Source organism: Streptomyces bungoensis, from assembly GCF_001514215.1.
Classification (GTDB): domain Bacteria; phylum Actinomycetota; class Actinomycetes; order Streptomycetales; family Streptomycetaceae; genus Streptomyces; species Streptomyces bungoensis.
On record NZ_KQ948866.1, the window covers coordinates 62,893 to 79,502 of the forward strand.

Consider the following 16,610-nt stretch of genomic DNA (forward strand, 5'->3'; position numbering starts at 1 on the left):
ACCGACCTCCTCGTCTCCTGGTAGTCGAACTAGGCTCGAACTAGGTAATGGAACGGAAAAAACACCCACATCTGCCTCAGCCGCGACCGGCACCGGATTGCTCCGGGCCGGCCGCGGCTGAGTGACGTCCTCACACGGCGCGTCGTGTCAACGCGCCGCCGTCGCCGCCCGCAGACGGACGTCGGCGCGGCGCTGGGCCTCCGCGTCGTCCTCCGCCTTCGCGCGCTCGAGCTCGCGCTCGGTGCGCTGGACATCGATCTCGTCCGACAGCTCGGCGATCTCGGCCAGCAGCGACAGCTTGTTGTCCGCGAACGAGATGAAACCGCCGTGCACCGCGGCGACGACCGTTCCACCATCACTCGTACGAATGGTCACCGGGCCCGACTCCAGCACACCGAGCAGCGGCTGGTGACCGGGCATGACGCCGATGTCGCCGGAGGTGGTGCGCGCGACGACCAGGGTGGCCTCGCCGGACCAGACCTGGCGGTCGGCGGCGACCAGCTCGACGTGCAGCTCAGCAGCCAAGGGTGGCTCCTCGGGTCACCACCCGGCGGTTGTGCCGGGTGTTGGGGTTGATTCTAGTGGGCGTGGACGAGGGGGCGGGACGGACCCGCCCCCTCGACGGAACTCAGGGAGTTCAGGAGACGCCCAGCTCCTTCGCGTTCTTCTTCAGGTCCTCGAGACCACCGCACATGAAGAACGCCTGCTCGGGGAAGTGGTCGTACTCGCCGTCGCAGATCGCGTTGAACGCGGCGATCGACTCGTCGAGCGGCACGTCCGAGCCGTCCACGCCGGTGAACTGCTTGGCGACGTGGGTGTTCTGGGACAGGAAGCGCTCCACGCGACGGGCACGGTGGACGACGAGCTTGTCCTCCTCGCCGAGCTCGTCGATACCGAGGATCGCGATGATGTCCTGGAGATCCTTGTACTTCTGCAGGATCGTCTTCACCCGCATGGCCGCGTCGTAGTGCTCACGCGTGATGTAGCGCGGGTCCAGGATCCGGGACGTGGAGTCCAGCGGGTCCACGGCCGGGTAGATGCCCTTCTCCGAGATCGGACGGGAGAGCACCGTCGTCGCGTCGAGGTGGGCGAAGGTGGTGGCCGGGGCCGGGTCGGTCAGGTCGTCGGCGGGGACGTAGATCGCCTGCATCGAGGTGATCGAGTGACCGCGGGTCGACGTGATGCGCTCCTGGAGGAGGCCCATCTCGTCGGCCAGGTTCGGCTGGTAGCCCACCGCGGACGGCATGCGGCCGAGCAGCGTGGAGACCTCGGAACCGGCCTGCGTGAAGCGGAAGATGTTGTCGATGAAGAACAGCACGTCCTGCTTCTGGACGTCACGGAAGTACTCGGCCATGGTCAGGCCGGCCAGCGCGACGCGCAGACGGGTGCCCGGGGGCTCGTCCATCTGACCGAAGACCAGCGCGGTCTTGTCGATGACGCCCGAGTCCGACATCTCCTCGATGAGGTCGTTGCCCTCACGGGTGCGCTCGCCGACACCGGCGAACACGGAGACACCGTCGTGGTTGTTGGCGACGCGGTAGATCATCTCCTGGATGAGCACCGTCTTGCCGACGCCGGCACCGCCGAACAGACCGATCTTTCCACCCTTGACGTACGGGGTGAGAAGGTCGATGACCTTGACGCCGGTCTCGAACATCTCGGTCTTCGACTCGAGCTCGTCGAAGTTCGGGGCCTTGCGGTGGATGGACCAGCGCTCGCCCGTGTACTTCTCGTCGACGTTCAGCACCTCACCGAGAGTGTTGAACACCTTGCCCTTGGTGAAGTCGCCGACCGGCACGGTGATGCCGTCGCCGGTGTCGACGACCGGGGCCTGGCGGACCAGGCCGTCGGTCGGCTGCATGGAGATGGTGCGGACCAGGCCGTCACCCAGGTGCTGGGCGACCTCCAGGGTCAGCGTCTTCTTCTCGCCGGCGTTGGCCGGGTCGGCCACCTCGACGTGCAGCGCGTTGTAGATGTCCGGCATCGCGTCGACGGGGAACTCCACGTCGACGACCGGGCCGATGACCCGGGCGACGCGGCCCGTAGCCGTCGCGGTCTCAACAGTGGTGGTCATTTATCGGTCACTCCCCGCGGTCGCGTCGGCCAGGGCGCTGGCGCCACCGACGATCTCGCTGATTTCCTGGGTGATTTCGGCCTGGCGGGCCGCGTTGGCAAGACGGGAGAGCGTGTTGATCAGCTCGCCCGCGTTGTCGGTGGCCGACTTCATCGCGCGCCGCGTGGCGGCGTGCTTCGAAGCGGCCGACTGGAGCAGCGCGTTGTAGATGCGGCTCTCCACGTAGCGCGGCAGCAGGGCGTCGAGGACGTCCTCCGCCGACGGCTCGAAGTCGTACAGCGGGAGGATCTCGCCCTTGGGGGCGACCTCCTCGGCGACCTCTTCGAGGCGCAGCGGCAGCAGCCGGGCGTCGAGCGCCGTCTGCGTCATCATCGAGACGAACTCGGTGAAGACCATGTGGAGTTCGTCGACGCCACCCTCGGCCGTGTCCTTCTCGATGGCCTCGATCAGGGGCGCCGCGACCTTCTTGGCGTCCGCGTACGTCGGCTCGTCGGTGAAGCCGCTCCACGACTCCGCGATCTTGCGCTCACGGAAGTTGTAGTGCGCGACACCGCGCCGGCCGACGATGTACGTGTCGACCTGCTTGCCCTCGCGCTCCAGGCGCGCGGTCAGCTGCTCCGCGGCCTTGATCGCGTTGGAGTTGAAGGCGCCGGCCAGACCGCGGTCGCTCGTGAGGAGCAGGACCGCGGCACGGGTCGGGTTCTCCGTCTCCGTGGTGAGGGGGTGCTTGGTGTTCGACCCGGTGCCGACCGCCGTGACCGCGCGGGTCAGTTCCTGCGCGTACGGCGTGGAGGCCGCCACCTTGCGCTGCGCCTTGACGACGCGCGAGGCGGCGATCATCTCCATCGCCTTGGTGATCTTCTTGGTCGCGCTGACGGATCGGATGCGACGCTTGTAGACCCGGAGCTGGGCTCCCATGAGTCAGGTCCCTTCCTTACGTCACTTGGCGGCAGCGGCAGGGGTGTCCTCGCCGAGCAGCTTGCCGTCGCTCGTCTCGAACTGCCTCTTGAACTCCGCCACGGCGTCGTCGATCGCCTGGATGGTGTCGTCCGACATCTTGGCGCCCTCGCGGATGGAGGTCATCAGCGGCTGGTGCTTGCGGTGCAGGAACTCCAGGAGCTCCCTCTCGAAGCGGCGGATGTCGGCGACCGGGACGTCGTCCATGCGGCCGTTGGTGCCGGCCCAGACGGAGACGACCTGGTCCTCGGTGGCCATCGGCTGGTACTGGTCCTGCTTCAGCAGCTCGACCATGCGCGAACCGCGCTCCAGCTGGGCCTTCGAGGCCGCGTCCAGGTCGGAACCGAAGGCGGCGAACGCCTCCAGCTCACGGAACTGGGCGAGGTCGACCCGCAGACGGCCGGAGACCTGGCGCATCGCCTTGTGCTGCGCGGAACCACCGACTCGGGAGACGGAGATGCCGACGTTCAGCGCGGGGCGCTGACCGGCGTTGAACAGGTCCGACTCCAGGAAGCACTGGCCGTCGGTGATGGAGATGACGTTGGTCGGGATGAACGCCGAGACGTCGTTGGCCTTGGTCTCGACGATCGGCAGACCGGTCATCGAACCGGCACCCATGTCGTCGGAGAGCTTGGCGCAGCGCTCCAGCAGACGGGAGTGCAGGTAGAAGACGTCGCCGGGGTAGGCCTCACGGCCCGGCGGGCGGCGCAGCAGCAGCGACACGGCGCGGTAGGCGTCGGCCTGCTTCGACAGGTCGTCGAAGATGATGAGGACGTGCTTGCCCTCGTACATCCACTGCTGACCGATGGCCGAACCGGTGTACGGCGCCAGGTACTTGAAGCCGGCCGGGTCGGACGCCGGGGCGGCGACGATGGTCGTGTACTCCAGGGCGCCGTTCTCCTCCAGCGCGCGGCGCACGCCGGCGATGGTGGAGCCCTTCTGGCCGATGGCGACGTAGATGCAGCGGACCTGCTTCTTCGGGTCGCCGGTGCGCCAGTTGTCGCGCTGGTTGATGATCGTGTCGACGGCCAGGGCGGTCTTGCCCGTCTGGCGGTCGCCGATGATCAGCTGACGCTGACCACGGCCGATCGGGGTCATCGCGTCGACGGCCTTGTAGCCGGTCTCCATCGGCTCGTGCACCGACTTGCGCTGCATGACCGTGGGGGCCTGCAGCTCGAGGGCGCGGCGGCCGGACGTCTCGATCTCGCCGAGGCCGTCGATCGGGTTGCCGAGCGGGTCGACGACGCGGCCGAGGTAGCCCTCGCCGACCGCGACGGAGAGGACCTCACCGGTACGCGTGACCGGCTGACCCTCCTCGATGCCGCTGAACTCACCGAGGACGACGGCACCGATCTCGCGCTCTTCCAGGTTCAGCGCGAGACCGAGGGAGCCGTCCTCGAACTTCAGCAGCTCGTTCGCCATGGCCGAGGGCAGACCCTCGATCTTGGCGATACCGTCGCCGGCGACGGTGACCGTACCGACCTCCTCGCGCGAGGCCGCGTCCGGCTTGTACGACTGGACAAAGTTCTCCAGCGCGTCCCGGATCTCCTCCGGCCGGATCGTGAGCTCCGCCATCTGGGTTCCCTGCTCTCCTTGTTGGGCCCGAAGTTTCACTTGGGGGGTCTGGGGGCGACCCCCAGGAATCCTCTGCACGGCCCAACCAGGGCCGTAGGTACGTACTGCTTGTTGAGTTGCTAGCTCGCCATGCGGCGGGCGGCGTCGTCCAGCCGGTCCGCGAGGGAGCCGTTGATGACCTCGTCACCGACCTGCACCCGGATCCCGCCGATCACGTCGGGGTCCACGTCCAGGTTGAGGTGCATCCGGCGGCCGTAGAGCTTCGCCAGGGCGTCGCCCAGGCGGCGCTTCTGCGGGTCGCTCAGCGGCACCGCGGAGGTGACGGTCGCCACCAGCCGGTCCCGGCGGTCGGCGGCGAGCTTGGACAGGGACTCGAGTCCCGATTCCAGGCTACGTCCCCGCGGCGCGGTCACGAGGCGGACGACCAGTCGCTCGGTGGCGGGCTTGGCCCGGCCGCCGAGGAGCCGGTGCAGCAGCTCGACCTTGGCCGAGGTGCTCGCGGCGCGGTCGGTGAGCGCGGCGCGCAGCTCGGTGCTGGAGGAGACGATCCGGCCGAACCGGAACAGCTCGTCCTCGACGTCGTCCAGCGTGCGGGCCTTCTCCGCGGCGGTGAGGTCGGCGGTGTCCGCCAGCTCCTCCAGCGCGTCGACCAGGTCGCGCGGCTGCGACCAGCGGGAACGGACGAGTCCGGACACCAGGTCGGCGGTGGTGCCGCTGACCTGTCCGCCGATCAGGCGCTGGACGAGGGCCGCCTTGGCCTCTCCGGACTGCGCCGGGTCGGTGAGGACCCGGCGCAAACCGGCCTCGCGGTCGAGCAGCGCGGTGACGGCCGCCAGCTCGTCGGCGAGCGCGACCGCGTCCACGGACGTGGAGTCCGTCAGCGCGTCGAGACGCTCGCGTGCGGCTGCCAGGGCCTCGCGGCTCGCTCCGTTCATCGCGTGGCCTCGGCCTTCTCCTCGAGGTCGTCGAGGAAGCGGTCGATCACACGGCTCTGGCGGGCGTGGTCCTCGAGGGACTCGCCGACGAGCTTGCCGGCCAGTTCGGTGGCGAGCTTGCCGACGTCCTGCCGGAGCGCGGACGCGGCGGCCTTGCGGTCGGCCTCGATCTGCGAGTGGCCGGCGGCGACGATCTCCTCGCGCTGCCGCTGACCCTCGGCCCGCATCTCGGCGATGAGCGCGGCACCCTGCTCCTGCGCCTCCTGGCGCAGACGCGCGGCCTCGTGCCGGGCCTCGGCGAGCTGGGCCTTGTACTGCTCAAGGACGCTCTGGGCCTCGACCTTCATGGCCTCGGCCTCTTCGATTCCGCCTTCGATCGCCGTGCGGCGCTCCTCCAGAACCTTGTTGATGTTCGGAAGCAGCTTCTTCCAGAAGAAGAAGAACACGATGGCGAAGGCGATGGTGCCGATGAGCAGCTCGGGACCGGCGGGGACGAGCGGGTTCTGCTTCGTCTCCTCGGCCGCCAGCTGTGCCAGGTTGGCGATCACATCAGTGCCTTTCGTCGAAACGTGTCGGTGGGGGAAGCCTTACTTCACACCGAACACGAACGGCATGACGATGCCGATGAGGGCGAGGGCCTCACAGAAGGCGAAGCCGAGGATCTGGTTGGCACGGATCAGGCCGGCGGCCTCGGGCTGGCGGGCCAGGGCCTGGGTGCCGTTGCCGAAGATGATGCCGACGCCGATGCCGGGGCCGATGGCCGAGAGGCCGTAACCGACCGAACCGATGGAACCGGAGACAGCGGCGAGGGTCTCAGTGGCAGCCATGCTGAATCTTCCTTCTCTTTACGGACCGGTGGGGGTTGGCCACCGGACGACCGGGGGTGGGGTAGGGCTGTGGCTCAGTGGTGCTCGGCGAGAGCGCCCTGAATGTAGGAGCAGGCCAGCAGGACGAAGACGTACGCCTGGACGGCCTGGACGAAAAGCTCGAAGCAGATCATGGCCATCGTCATCACGAAGGAGACGCCGGCGGCCGGGATCATCCAGCTGTTCAGCAGGTACCAGGAGGCGACGGTGAACATCACCAGCATCAGGTGACCGGCGAACATGTTGGCGAAGAGTCGCACCGCGTGCGTGAACGGGCGGACCAGCAGGTTCGAGAAGAACTCGATGAGCATCACGAGCGGCAGCACCGCGCCGAGCGACTTGTCGTAGCCCGTGATGTTCTTGAAGAAGCCCACGAAGCCGTGCCGCTTGAAGGTCAGGGAGATCCAGGTGATCCAGACGATGGCGGCCAGCACCATGGGGACGGCGATGACCGACGACACCGGGAACTGGGCCAGCGGGATCACGGACCAGACGTTCATGATCCAGATGAAGAAGAACAGCGAGACCATGAAGGGGACGTACTTCTCGCCCTCGCGCTTGCCGAGGGTCTCGTAGACGATGCCCCGGCGCACGAAGTCGTAGCCGGCCTCGCCGATCATCTGCAGCTTGCCCGGGACGACCTTGGCCTTGCCGAAGGCGGCCCAGAAGAAGCCGATGACGAGGAACGTGGTGATGAGGGTGAGCAGCATCACCTTGTTGAACTCGTAGCCGCCGACCGTGAAGAGCGGCTGGAAGAGGAACGAGTGCAGGCCCGGAGCCGGGAAGCCGCACCCGTTGTCGGACATGATCCGGCAACTCCAGTCAAAGGCGAGCTGGGTCTGGTCAGCACTCACCGCGGGCTCCTTCGGCGTGACGCATGGGTACGGCAACCTCGTTGTGTCGGCGCGGCACATGGCCGCGGATCGGCACCGGACTGGTGTAACGAACGTGGGGGCGGCTGGAGGGCATCGAGCCTCGCGATCTAGCAGGCGTCAGCTCAGGTGCCCGCGCCCGCGATGCCGCAGTTGGCACCGGACGATAGCAGGAGATCTCACAAGCCTTTATCCCGGCCCTACCCCTCACGAGGACGGGCCCGTCTTCTCGCGCTTCTCGCTCTTCTCGGAGTCCGGGTCGATGTAGAAGATCTTGGCCTTCATGTGGGCGCGCGCCTGCGCGGCCATCCACACGACGGTCGTCACGACCAGCGCTACGGCGAACGCCTTCGGATTGAAGAACGAGGTGCCCTTGAAGACGGCGACGAAAATGAGGAGCAGCAGCAGCTGGGCCATGTAGAGCATGAGGCCCATCGCCTGGAACAGCTGGGGCAGCGTCCTTGCCGTCCACTGCAGCACGTACAGGCCGACTCCCATGAACAGGACGGCCAGCAGCGTGCCGACGGCCGCGCCGAGCGCACCCTTGCCTCCGGCGACCGCGGCGCTCACGGCGACGGCGATCGCACCCGCAGCCGCTGCGGGCACAGCGATCTGCAGAAGGTTCCGGGCGTCTTTGGACGGCATGGCGGCAACTCCGCTTTCACAGGGGGGCAGGTGTCGTCATGGACGAGCGTAGTCCCGGGCCGAGAAGGCGAGACCTCTCACCAATGGACCGTCGCACTACGGTCCTTCGGTTCTATCCGGGGTTCTCGTGAACCGTATCACAAACTATTTGATGAGGTCTTTACCTGATGGGTGTGCTTGCTGTCACACATGAGAGTGACAGTGCCCGTCTGTGCAAAAACCGCGCCTGTTTGTCTGGTATTGGGAGACTTTACTCCCCCACGAGATGGCAATGCTCTAGTCAGATTCTTACCTTACGACCTTTGGCCGTACGCGAACGGGGACCGATCGCCGTCGCCCCGTTGACCCCGGTCGTACCGGCGGTCACGGGAGTGCGGTCGTCAGCCGGCGCGGATTCCTCGCCGGAGGCGGCCTCCAGCGCCTCGACGGCCTCCTCGGCCCCGGCGGACCGGCGCCTGCGGTACCGCGGCGGCACGAAGGCCTGGGCCCACAGCGGGGTGCGCGGCGTGAAGCGCGGCAGCAGGAGCAGGACCAGGCCCACCGCGCTGAGGAAGACGACGCCGAGGACGATCCACATCGACGCCGAGTTCACCGAGTACGCCAGGGCGCCGAAGGCGATCAGCGCCGACCAGAAGTACATGATCAGCACGGCCCGGCTGTGCGAGTGGCCGATCTCGAGCAGACGGTGGTGCAGGTGGCCGCGGTCGGCGGCGAACGGCGACTGGCCGCGCCAGGTGCGGCGGACGATGGCCAGGACCAGGTCGGCGGCCGGCACGGCGATGATCGTCAGCGGCAGCAGCAGCGGGATGTACACCGGCACCGTCTGGTGCACCGCCGCCTTCTCGGAGCCGGTGAACAGCGCCAGGGCGTCGGGGTCGACCTGGCCGGTGATCGAGATGGCGCCCGCCGACAGCACCAGGCCGATCAGCATCGAGCCGGAGTCGCCCATGAAGATCCGGGCGGGGTGCATGTTGTGCGGCAGGAAGCCCAGGCACATGCCCATGAGGATGGCCGCGAACAGGGTGCCGGGGGCGGCGGCCTCGATGCCGTACGAGTACCAGATGCGGTAGGCGTACAGGAAGAACGCGCCGGCCGCGATGCACACCATGCCGGCCGCGAGGCCGTCGAGGCCGTCCACGAAGTTCACGGCGTTGATCGTGATGACCACCAGCGCCACCGTCAGCAGGGTGCCCTGCCACTGGGTCAGTGCCACGTTGCCGACGCCCGGGATGGGCAGCCACAGGATCGTCAGGCCCTGCATGACCATGACGCCCGCGGCGATCATCTGGCCGCCCAGCTTGATCAGCGCGTCGATCTCGAACTTGTCGTCGAGGACGCCGATCAGCCAGATCAGCGCCGCGCCGGAGAGCAGCGCGCGCGGCTCGTTGGACTTGGCGAAGACCTCGTTGAGGTTGGTGAGGTGGTCCGCGACCAGCAGGCCCGCGCACAGGCCGAAGAACATCGCGATCCCGCCGAGGCGCGGAGTGGGTTCCCGGTGCACGTCACGTGCCCGGATCTCCGGCATGGCTCCGGCCACGATCGCGAACTTCCGTACCGGCCCTGTCAGCAGATACGTCACCGCGGCCGTGATGCAGAGCGTCAGCAGGTATTCACGCACGGGCTTCCCCACAGGTCTCGCTGGCCATCACAGCCCCACACCCTAGCGACGCATGCATATGAGTGAGGACTTCCGGGTAGCGACGATGGTTGCACGGAGGGCTGTGCGGCACAGCGCGGATCGGGCGTACGAGGGTGCACACAGGGAGTACGGACCCGTCGCCTACCCCGGTTCAGCCCGGATACGGCGGAAATCTTCCGGCCAGTTCGCGCACCTCCTCCCGGGCCCTGGCCGGTTCCGTCCCGCCCCGCAGGACGCCGGCCATGAGCGCGGCGATCCGGACCATCTCCGGCTCCCCCATGCCCTGCGTGGTCACCGCCGCCGTACCGAGGCGCAGGCCGCGGCCGTCGCCGTGGGGCAGCGCACAGCAGTCCAGGACGACGCCCGCCGCCGCGAGCCGGCCGCGCGCGGTGCGGCCGTCCACGCCGAGCGGGGCGGTGTCGGCGGTGATCAGGTGCGTGTCCGTGCCGCCGGTGGTGACGACGAGGCCCTCCGCGGCCAGGTGGCCGGCCAGCACCCGGGCGTTGGCGACGACCTGGTGCGCGTACGCGCCGAACGCCGGGGTCGCCGCCTCGCCGAACGCGACGGCCTTGGCGGCGATGGTGTGCATCTGCGCACCGCCCTGGGTGAAGGGGAACACCGCCCGGTCGACCCGCTCGGCCAGTTCCTCGCCGCACAGGATCATCCCGCCGCGCGGGCCGCGCAGCACCTTGTGGGTGGTGGCGCACACGATGTCGGCGTACGGCACCGGGTTCGGCGCCGCTCCCCCGGCGACCAGGCCGATCGGGTGCGCGGCGTCCGCGATCAGGTACGCGCCGACCTCGTCGGCGACCTCGCGGAAGAAGGCGTAGTCGAAGTGGCGGGGGTAGGCGATGGACCCGCAGACGACGGCCTTGGGCCGGTGGTTGCGGGCGAGGTGGCGGACCTGGTCGTGGTCGACGAGCCCGGTCTCGGCGTCGACGCCGTAGCCGACGAAGTCGAACCAGCGGCCGGAGAAGTTCGCGGGCGAGCCGTGGGTGAGGTGGCCGCCGTAGGGCAGGCCGAGGGCGAGCACGGTGTCGCCGGGGCGCAGCAGGGCGGCGTAGGCGGCCAGGACGGCCGAGGAGCCCGAGTGGGGCTGGACGTTGGCGTGCGCGGCGCCGAAGAGGGCCCTGGCGCGGTCGACGGCGGCGCGTTCGGCGACGTCGACGATCTCGCAGCCGCCGTGGTACCGGTGGCCGGGGTAGCCCTCGGCGTACTTGTTGGACAGCGCCGAGCCGAGGGTGGCGAGCACGGCCGGGGAGGTGAAGTTCTCAGCGGCGATCAGCTGCAGCGTCGTCGACTGCCGCGCCAGCTCCCCGAGCAGGAGATCGGCGAGCTCGGGGTCCTGCTGCCGCAGGACGTCGGTCTCGAGGGCAGGGGTGACCGCCATGGTGGGCTCCCGGGCGTCGACGGTGACGTAGGACCAATGTAGGCCGGGGAGGTACGGAACGCCCGGTATGCCCGCCTCAAAAAAGCCCCACGAGCCCTGCCGCACGCCGGTACCCACCGACGCCGGACGAGAGCCCCCGCGGCTGCGCCGGGCGCAAGGACACCGTGACGGCTCCGACCGGCGGCCGGTGCGGACGGGGCGCCGGTGGAGGCGAGGCCTGCGGTACGGCTGCGACCCACGCTGCTGGTGTGGCTCACGGTGTCCGCGCGGCTTGCGGCACTCGTGGGGCTCCGGCGCCGATGCGGGCCTCCTGGGCGCCGGCACGCTCACGGCGTGCGCGGCCAGGCACGGTCGCGCGGACGCATCGGGGCTCGCTCCCGACACGCCTCTCGCAGCCACCGCTCGGCCCTGCTCCACGACGAACGCCGCGCCACCGTCCGGCGCCACCGGCCACCGCCGCCCCCGCCCGCACCGGCCACCGGGCGGAGCCGTCACAGCCGGGCACGGCTCTCGGCAGACCCCGTCGCGGCGCTCAGCCCCGTCCGGTGCCGACCGCCGCAGCCGGCTCCGCCACGCAGAGCCGCCGTTCAGTGCCCCGCGCGCACCGCCCAGCCCCGGCGGCCGGCCTCATGCGCGTGTCGGTACGCCCGTCAGTGCCGTCATCACCGGGTCCAGGGCCTGGTGTATCTCGTCGCCGATGGAGCGGAAGAACGGCAGGGGCGCCCCGTACGGGTCGTACACCTCGTCCGCCTCCGCCGTCGGCGCGAGCAGCCACCCGCGTAGAGCGGCCGCCGCGCGGACCAGGGCGCGTGCCCGGGCGACCACGCCGTCCTCCAGCGGGGGCAGCGTCGCCGGGTCTATGGCGCGCACCAGGCGGGTGAACTCCTTCAGCGTGAAGGTGCGCAGGCCCGCCGAATGGCCCATGGAGATGACCTGGGCGCGGTGGTCGCGGGTGGCCGTCAGGACCAGGTCGGCCCTGATCACGTGCTCGTCGAGGAGTTCCCGCCCGGTGAAGCCGGAGGCGTCCGCGCCGAACTCGGCCAGTACGGCCTCGGCGTTGGCCTCCATGGGCGCGCCCTCGTGGCCCCAGGTGCCCGCGCTCTCCACGATCAGCCCGCAGCCGAGCACGCCGAGCCGCTCCGCCAGGAAATGGCGGGTCAGCCGCTCGGTGATCGGCGAGCGGCACACGTTGCCGGTGCTGACATGGAGGATGCGGAAGGTGTCGCGCGGAAACCCGAAGGTCGTGGTCTGCTCCGCCGCACGTTCCCCGTTGCCTATGTCACGCCCCGCCTCAGGGGCCGTCAATTGGCCACCTCGAGGTCGGGTACGACCTTCCGCAGCTCCTCGGGGGACAGGGCGCCCTGGCGCAGCAGCACCGGCACCTCGCCGGAGACGTCGACGATGGAGGACGGCACGTTGCCCGGGGTGGGCCCGCCGTCGAGGTAGACGGAGACGGAGTCGCCGAGCATGTCCTGGGCGGCGTCGCAGTTCTCCGGCGCGGGGTGCCCGGTGAGGTTGGCCGAGGACACGGCCATGGGGCCGACCTCGGTGAGCAGCTCGATGGCGACCGGGTGCAAGGGCATGCGCACGGCGACCGTGCCCCGGGTGTCGCCGAGGTCCCACTGCAGGGACGGCTGGTGCCGGGCGACGAGCGTGAGGGCGCCCGGCCAGAACGCGTCGACCAGCTCCCAGGCCAGCTCGGAGAAGTCCGTGACCAGGCCGTGCAGGGTGTTCGGGGAGCCGATGAGCACCGGGGTGGGCATGTTGCGGCCCCGGCCCTTGGCGGCGAGCAGGTCGGCGACGGCCTCGGAGGAGAACGCGTCGGCGCCGATGCCGTACACCGTGTCGGTCGGGAGCACCACCAGCTCGCCCCGGCGGACGGCGGACGCGGCCTCGCGCAGACCCGTCACGCGGTCGGTCGCGTCATTGGTGTCGTATCGCCGTGCCATGTCTAGCGGGCCTCCTCGTACACGTACTGCCGGGTTGTCGTCTCACGGGTGCTCACGGCAGCGCCTTGCGCGCGGTCGCGAAGCGGGGGCGGTTGTTGAGGTCGGGGTGGTCGGCGGCGTCGGCCCAGCCCCGCTCCTCGGTGAAGATCCACGGCACCTGGCCGCCCTGGGTGTCGGCGTGCTCGATGACGACGACCCCGCCGGGGCGCAGCAGCCGGTGCGCGGTGCGCTCGATGCCGCGGATCAGGTCGAGTCCGTCCTCACCGGAGAACAACGCCAGCTCGGGGTCGTAGTCGCGGGCCTCCGGGGCGACGTACTCCCATTCGGTGAGCGGGATGTACGGCGGGTTGGAGATCACCAGGTCGACCTGGCCGTCGAGGTCCGGGAAGGCGGTGAGGGCGTCGCCCTGGCGCAGGTCCACGCGCGAGCCGGCCATGTTCTTCCGCGTCCACACCAGGGCGTCCTCGGACAGCTCCACGGCGTGCACGCGCGAGCGCGGCACCTCCTGGGCGAGGGCGAGCGCGATGGCGCCGGTGCCGGTGCACAGGTCGACGATGCACGGTTCGACCACGTCCATGGCGCGCACGGCGTCTATGGCCCAGCCGACCACCGACTCGGTCTCCGGCCGGGGCACGAACACACCGGGCCCGACCTGGAGCTCCAGGTAGCGGAAGTAGGCCCGCCCGGTGATGTGCTGCAGCGGCTCGCGCTGCTCGCGCCGGGCGATGACCTCCCAGTACCGGGCGTCGAAGTCGGAGTCCTTGACGGAGTGCAGCTCGCCCCGCTTCACGCCGTGCACAAACGCGGCGAGCTCCTCCGCGTCGGTGCGCGGCGAGGGCACGCCGGCGGCGGCCAGCCGCTGGGTGGCCTGGGCCACCTCCGCGAGCAGCAGGTTCACGCAAGTCCTCCGTGGTGTTCCGTACGTACCTCGTACGTGCCGATGTCGCCTGTTACGCGGCCGCCAGCTTCGCCGCGGAGTCGGCGTCGACGCAGGCCTGGATCACCGCGTCGAGGTCGCCGTCCAGGACCTGGTCCAGGTTGTACGCCTTGAAGCCGACCCGGTGGTCCGAGATGCGGTTCTCCGGGAAGTTGTAGGTGCGGATCTTCTCCGAGCGGTCGACCGTGCGGACCTGGCTGCGGCGGGCGTCGGCGGCCTCCCGCTCGGCCTCCTCCTGCGCCGCGGCGAGCAGCCTGGAGCGCAGGATGCGCAGCGCCTGCTCCTTGTTCTGGAGCTGGCTCTTCTCGTTCTGGCAGGAGGCGACGACACCGGTCGGCAGGTGCGTGATGCGCACGGCGGAGTCGGTGGTGTTCACGGACTGGCCGCCCGGCCCGGAGGACCGGTAGACGTCGATGCGCAGGTCGTTCGGGTTGATCTCGACGTCCACCTCCTCGGCCTCGGGGGTCACGAGGACACCGGCCGCGGAGGTGTGGATGCGGCCCTGGGACTCGGTCGCGGGCACCCGCTGCACGCGGTGCACCCCGCCCTCGTACTTCAGCCGCGCCCACACGCCCTGGCCGGGTTCGAGCTGCCCGCGGGCCTTCACGGCGACCTGGACGTCCTTGTAGCCGCCCAGCTCGGACTCGGTGGCGTCGATGATCTCGGTCTTCCAGCCGACGCGCTCGGCGTAGCGCAGGTACATGCGCAGCAGGTCGCCCGCGAAGAGGGCGGACTCGTCGCCGCCCGCGCCCGCCTTGATCTCGAGGATGACGTCCTTGTCGTCGCTGGGGTCGCGCGGGACCAGCAGCAGGCGCAGGCGCTCGGTGAGGTCCTCGCGCTGCTTCTCCAGGTCCTTGACCTCGGCGGCGAAGTCGGGGTCGTCCGCGGCGAACTCGCGCGCGGTCTCGACGTCGTCGCCGGTCTGCTTCCAGGAGCGGTACGTGGCGACGATCGGGGTCAGCTCGGCGTAGCGCTTGTTCAGCTTGCGCGCGTTGCCCTGGTCGGCGTGGACCGACGGGTCGGCGAGCTTCTTCTCCAGGTCGGCGTGCTCTGCGACGAGCTCCTCGACGGCCTCGAACATCTTTCGGCTCCTGTACTGCGGTGAGGGGAAGGGCGGCGACCAAAAACGCCGGTCCCGGGCACACCCGGGCGGGGGTGCGGCCGTGGACCGGCGAAATGGGGCTCGCTACTTCTTGGAGCCGGCAGCCTTGCCGAAGCGGGCCTCGAAGCGGGCCACACGGCCACCGGTGTCGAGGATCTTCTGCTTGCCCGTGTAGAACGGGTGGCACTCGGAGCAGACCTCGGCCCGGATGGTGCCGGACTGGATGGTGCTGCGAGTCGTGAACGACGCGCCGCAGGTGCAGCTGACCTGCGTCTCGACGTACTCGGGGTGGATGTCGCGCTTCAAGGTGTCTCCTAGGTATCGGGAGGGCGCCGGGTCGCCGCCGCGGGGTGCGGGTGCGTGAACCGGAGCCGACGGTCCAGTCTGCCAGGACTGGCGCCATCTCCCAAAACCGGGGGTGGGGCGGTTCTATTCCGCTCCGTCGCGCTCAGCCGGTGACGACGCCCTCGGCCTCGCCGGTGGCCGTGCCCCGGGTGGCCGACGCGGGGATCGGCCGGTCGTTCTTCAGGGCGGTCCAGACCTCCTGGGCCTTCGTCTTCTTCATGATCACGCGGTTGGGGTCGGCCGGGTCGTAGCGGACCGGCATGGTGATCATGTGCATCCGGTTCGCGCCGATGCCCTTGAGGCCGTCCGCGAAGTCGATGAGGGAGTTGACCGAGCCGAGGTCGGAGTCGGTGGTGACGGTCTTGGTGGCGGTGTCGGCCAGGTCGTACAGCTTCTTCGGGTCGGAGAACACGCCGACCTGCCTGACCTGGGTGAGCAGCGCCTTGACGAAGGCCTGCTGGAGCTGGATGCGGCCGAGGTCGGAGCCGTCGCCGACACCGTGCCGGGTGCGCACCAGGCCGAGGGCCTGGCGGCCGCCGAGGGTGTGGGTGCCGGCCCTGAGGGTCAGGTGGCTCTGCGGGTCGTCGATGTTCCTGGTCGTCGTGACCGGGACCCCGCCGAGGTCGTCGATGAGCTTCTGGAAGCCGGCGAAGTCGACCTCCAGGTAGTGGTCCATGCGCAGCCCGGTCAGGGACTCGACGGTCTTGACGGTGCAGGCCGCGCCGCCGGTGGAGTACGCCTCGTTGAACATGACCCCGTGGGCCGCCGGGTGCTGCGCGCCCTTGGTGTCGGTGCAGGCGGGGCGGTCGATGAGGGTGTCCCGGGGCATGGAGACCACGGCGGCCCTCTGGTGGCCCCGGTAGACGTGGACGATCATCGCCGTGTCGGAGCGGGCGCTGCCGTCGTCGGTGCCGCCGCCGAGCCTGCGGTTGGCGCCGGATCGGGTGTCCGAGCCCAGGACCAGGATGTTCTCGGAGCCGTTGTCGGCCTTCTTGGGCCGGTCGGCGCCGAGGGCCTGGTTGATGTCGACGCTGCGGAGGTTGCCGTTGAGCTTGAAGTAGACGTATCCGGCGCCGGTACCGCCCAGCACGACGATGCCCGCGGCCGTCCAGGCCGTGACGAGCAGGGCCTTGCGGCGGGTGCTGCGGGTCTTGCGGCGGCCCTCGGCCCGGCCGTCCGGGCCGGTGGCGTCCGGCTCCGGTATGCCGGGCTGGGGCGTGCTCTCGGCGGACACGTCACTCCTAGGTCTCGTCGGTCGGGTACCCCCCGCGGTCGGGATCAGGCGCGGTCGTCACCGCTCCATCGTCGCCCCGCCCGCAAGGAC

Annotated in this window: 17 protein-coding genes; all 17 read right to left on the reverse strand. The window is 69.8% G+C overall.

Going from position 1 to position 16,610, the window contains the following annotated elements:
* Window positions 1–147: 147 nt before the first annotated feature.
* A complete protein-coding gene (locus tag AQJ66_RS26630; RefSeq protein WP_061927131.1) occupies window positions 148–525 on the reverse strand; it encodes a F0F1 ATP synthase subunit epsilon in 378 nt (125 codons plus the stop codon).
* 112 nt (window positions 526–637) lie between these two features.
* Window positions 638–2,074 carry a F0F1 ATP synthase subunit beta gene (gene atpD, locus AQJ66_RS26635; RefSeq protein WP_061927133.1) on the reverse strand — a complete coding sequence of 479 codons (1,437 nt, stop codon included), beginning with the start codon at window positions 2,072–2,074 and terminating at the stop codon, window positions 638–640.
* Window positions 2,075–2,992 carry a F0F1 ATP synthase subunit gamma gene (locus tag AQJ66_RS26640; protein WP_061927135.1) on the reverse strand — a complete coding sequence of 306 codons (918 nt, stop codon included), beginning with the start codon at window positions 2,990–2,992 and terminating at the stop codon, window positions 2,075–2,077.
* A gap of 21 nt (window positions 2,993–3,013) precedes the next feature.
* A complete protein-coding gene (atpA, locus tag AQJ66_RS26645; RefSeq protein ID WP_061927137.1) occupies window positions 3,014–4,606 on the reverse strand; it encodes a F0F1 ATP synthase subunit alpha in 1,593 nt (530 codons plus the stop codon).
* Between the two features lie 119 nt (window positions 4,607–4,725).
* The gene (locus tag AQJ66_RS26650) at window positions 4,726–5,541 is read right to left on the reverse strand and encodes a F0F1 ATP synthase subunit delta (RefSeq protein WP_061927139.1); all 816 of its coding nucleotides are present in this window, start codon (window positions 5,539–5,541) and stop codon (window positions 4,726–4,728) included.
* Complete coding sequence (locus tag AQJ66_RS26655) at window positions 5,538–6,089, reverse strand: F0F1 ATP synthase subunit B (protein WP_061927141.1); 552 nt, start codon at window positions 6,087–6,089, stop codon at window positions 5,538–5,540. Before AQJ66_RS26655 ends, AQJ66_RS26650 begins: the two co-directional genes overlap by 4 nt.
* 39 nt (window positions 6,090–6,128) lie before the next feature.
* Window positions 6,129–6,368 carry an ATP synthase subunit c family protein gene (locus AQJ66_RS26660; protein WP_003992984.1) on the reverse strand — a complete coding sequence of 80 codons (240 nt, stop codon included), beginning with the start codon at window positions 6,366–6,368 and terminating at the stop codon, window positions 6,129–6,131.
* A 74-nt stretch (window positions 6,369–6,442) separates the two neighbouring features.
* Window positions 6,443–7,261 carry a F0F1 ATP synthase subunit A gene (gene atpB / locus AQJ66_RS26665; protein WP_482255551.1) on the reverse strand — a complete coding sequence of 273 codons (819 nt, stop codon included), beginning with the start codon at window positions 7,259–7,261 and terminating at the stop codon, window positions 6,443–6,445.
* 225 nt (window positions 7,262–7,486) lie between these two features.
* The gene (locus AQJ66_RS26670) at window positions 7,487–7,924 is read right to left on the reverse strand and encodes a Cg1360 family ATP-synthase-associated protein (RefSeq protein WP_061927145.1); all 438 of its coding nucleotides are present in this window, start codon (window positions 7,922–7,924) and stop codon (window positions 7,487–7,489) included.
* Between the two features lie 280 nt (window positions 7,925–8,204).
* Window positions 8,205–9,542 (reverse strand): MraY family glycosyltransferase, encoded by a 1,338-nt coding sequence (locus AQJ66_RS26675; RefSeq protein ID WP_061927147.1) that lies wholly within the window; start codon window positions 9,540–9,542, stop codon window positions 8,205–8,207.
* Window positions 9,543–9,714: 172 nt separating this feature from the next.
* Complete coding sequence (locus tag AQJ66_RS26680; RefSeq protein WP_061927149.1) at window positions 9,715–10,953, reverse strand: serine hydroxymethyltransferase; 1,239 nt, start codon at window positions 10,951–10,953, stop codon at window positions 9,715–9,717.
* A gap of 627 nt (window positions 10,954–11,580) precedes the next feature.
* Entirely contained in the window at window positions 11,581–12,258 is a 678-nt protein-coding gene (locus AQJ66_RS26685) for an arsenate reductase/protein-tyrosine-phosphatase family protein (protein ID WP_061927151.1), read from the reverse strand.
* The gene (locus tag AQJ66_RS26690) at window positions 12,255–12,902 is read right to left on the reverse strand and encodes an L-threonylcarbamoyladenylate synthase (RefSeq protein WP_061927153.1); all 648 of its coding nucleotides are present in this window, start codon (window positions 12,900–12,902) and stop codon (window positions 12,255–12,257) included. The genes AQJ66_RS26685 and AQJ66_RS26690 overlap by 4 nt, the downstream gene beginning before the upstream one ends.
* Window positions 12,903–12,954: 52 nt before the next feature.
* Window positions 12,955–13,800, reverse strand: a complete 846-nt coding sequence (prmC, locus tag AQJ66_RS26695) for a peptide chain release factor N(5)-glutamine methyltransferase (RefSeq protein WP_061927155.1) — start codon at window positions 13,798–13,800, stop codon at window positions 12,955–12,957.
* A gap of 52 nt (window positions 13,801–13,852) precedes the next feature.
* A complete protein-coding gene (gene prfA, locus AQJ66_RS26700; RefSeq protein WP_061927157.1) occupies window positions 13,853–14,920 on the reverse strand; it encodes a peptide chain release factor 1 in 1,068 nt (355 codons plus the stop codon).
* Window positions 14,921–15,025: 105 nt separating this feature from the next.
* Window positions 15,026–15,247 carry a 50S ribosomal protein L31 gene (gene rpmE, locus AQJ66_RS26705; RefSeq protein ID WP_059301453.1) on the reverse strand — a complete coding sequence of 74 codons (222 nt, stop codon included), beginning with the start codon at window positions 15,245–15,247 and terminating at the stop codon, window positions 15,026–15,028.
* A gap of 142 nt (window positions 15,248–15,389) precedes the next feature.
* Window positions 15,390–16,520 carry an LCP family protein gene (locus AQJ66_RS26710; protein ID WP_061927159.1) on the reverse strand — a complete coding sequence of 377 codons (1,131 nt, stop codon included), beginning with the start codon at window positions 16,518–16,520 and terminating at the stop codon, window positions 15,390–15,392.
* Window positions 16,521–16,610: the final 90 nt, after the last annotated feature.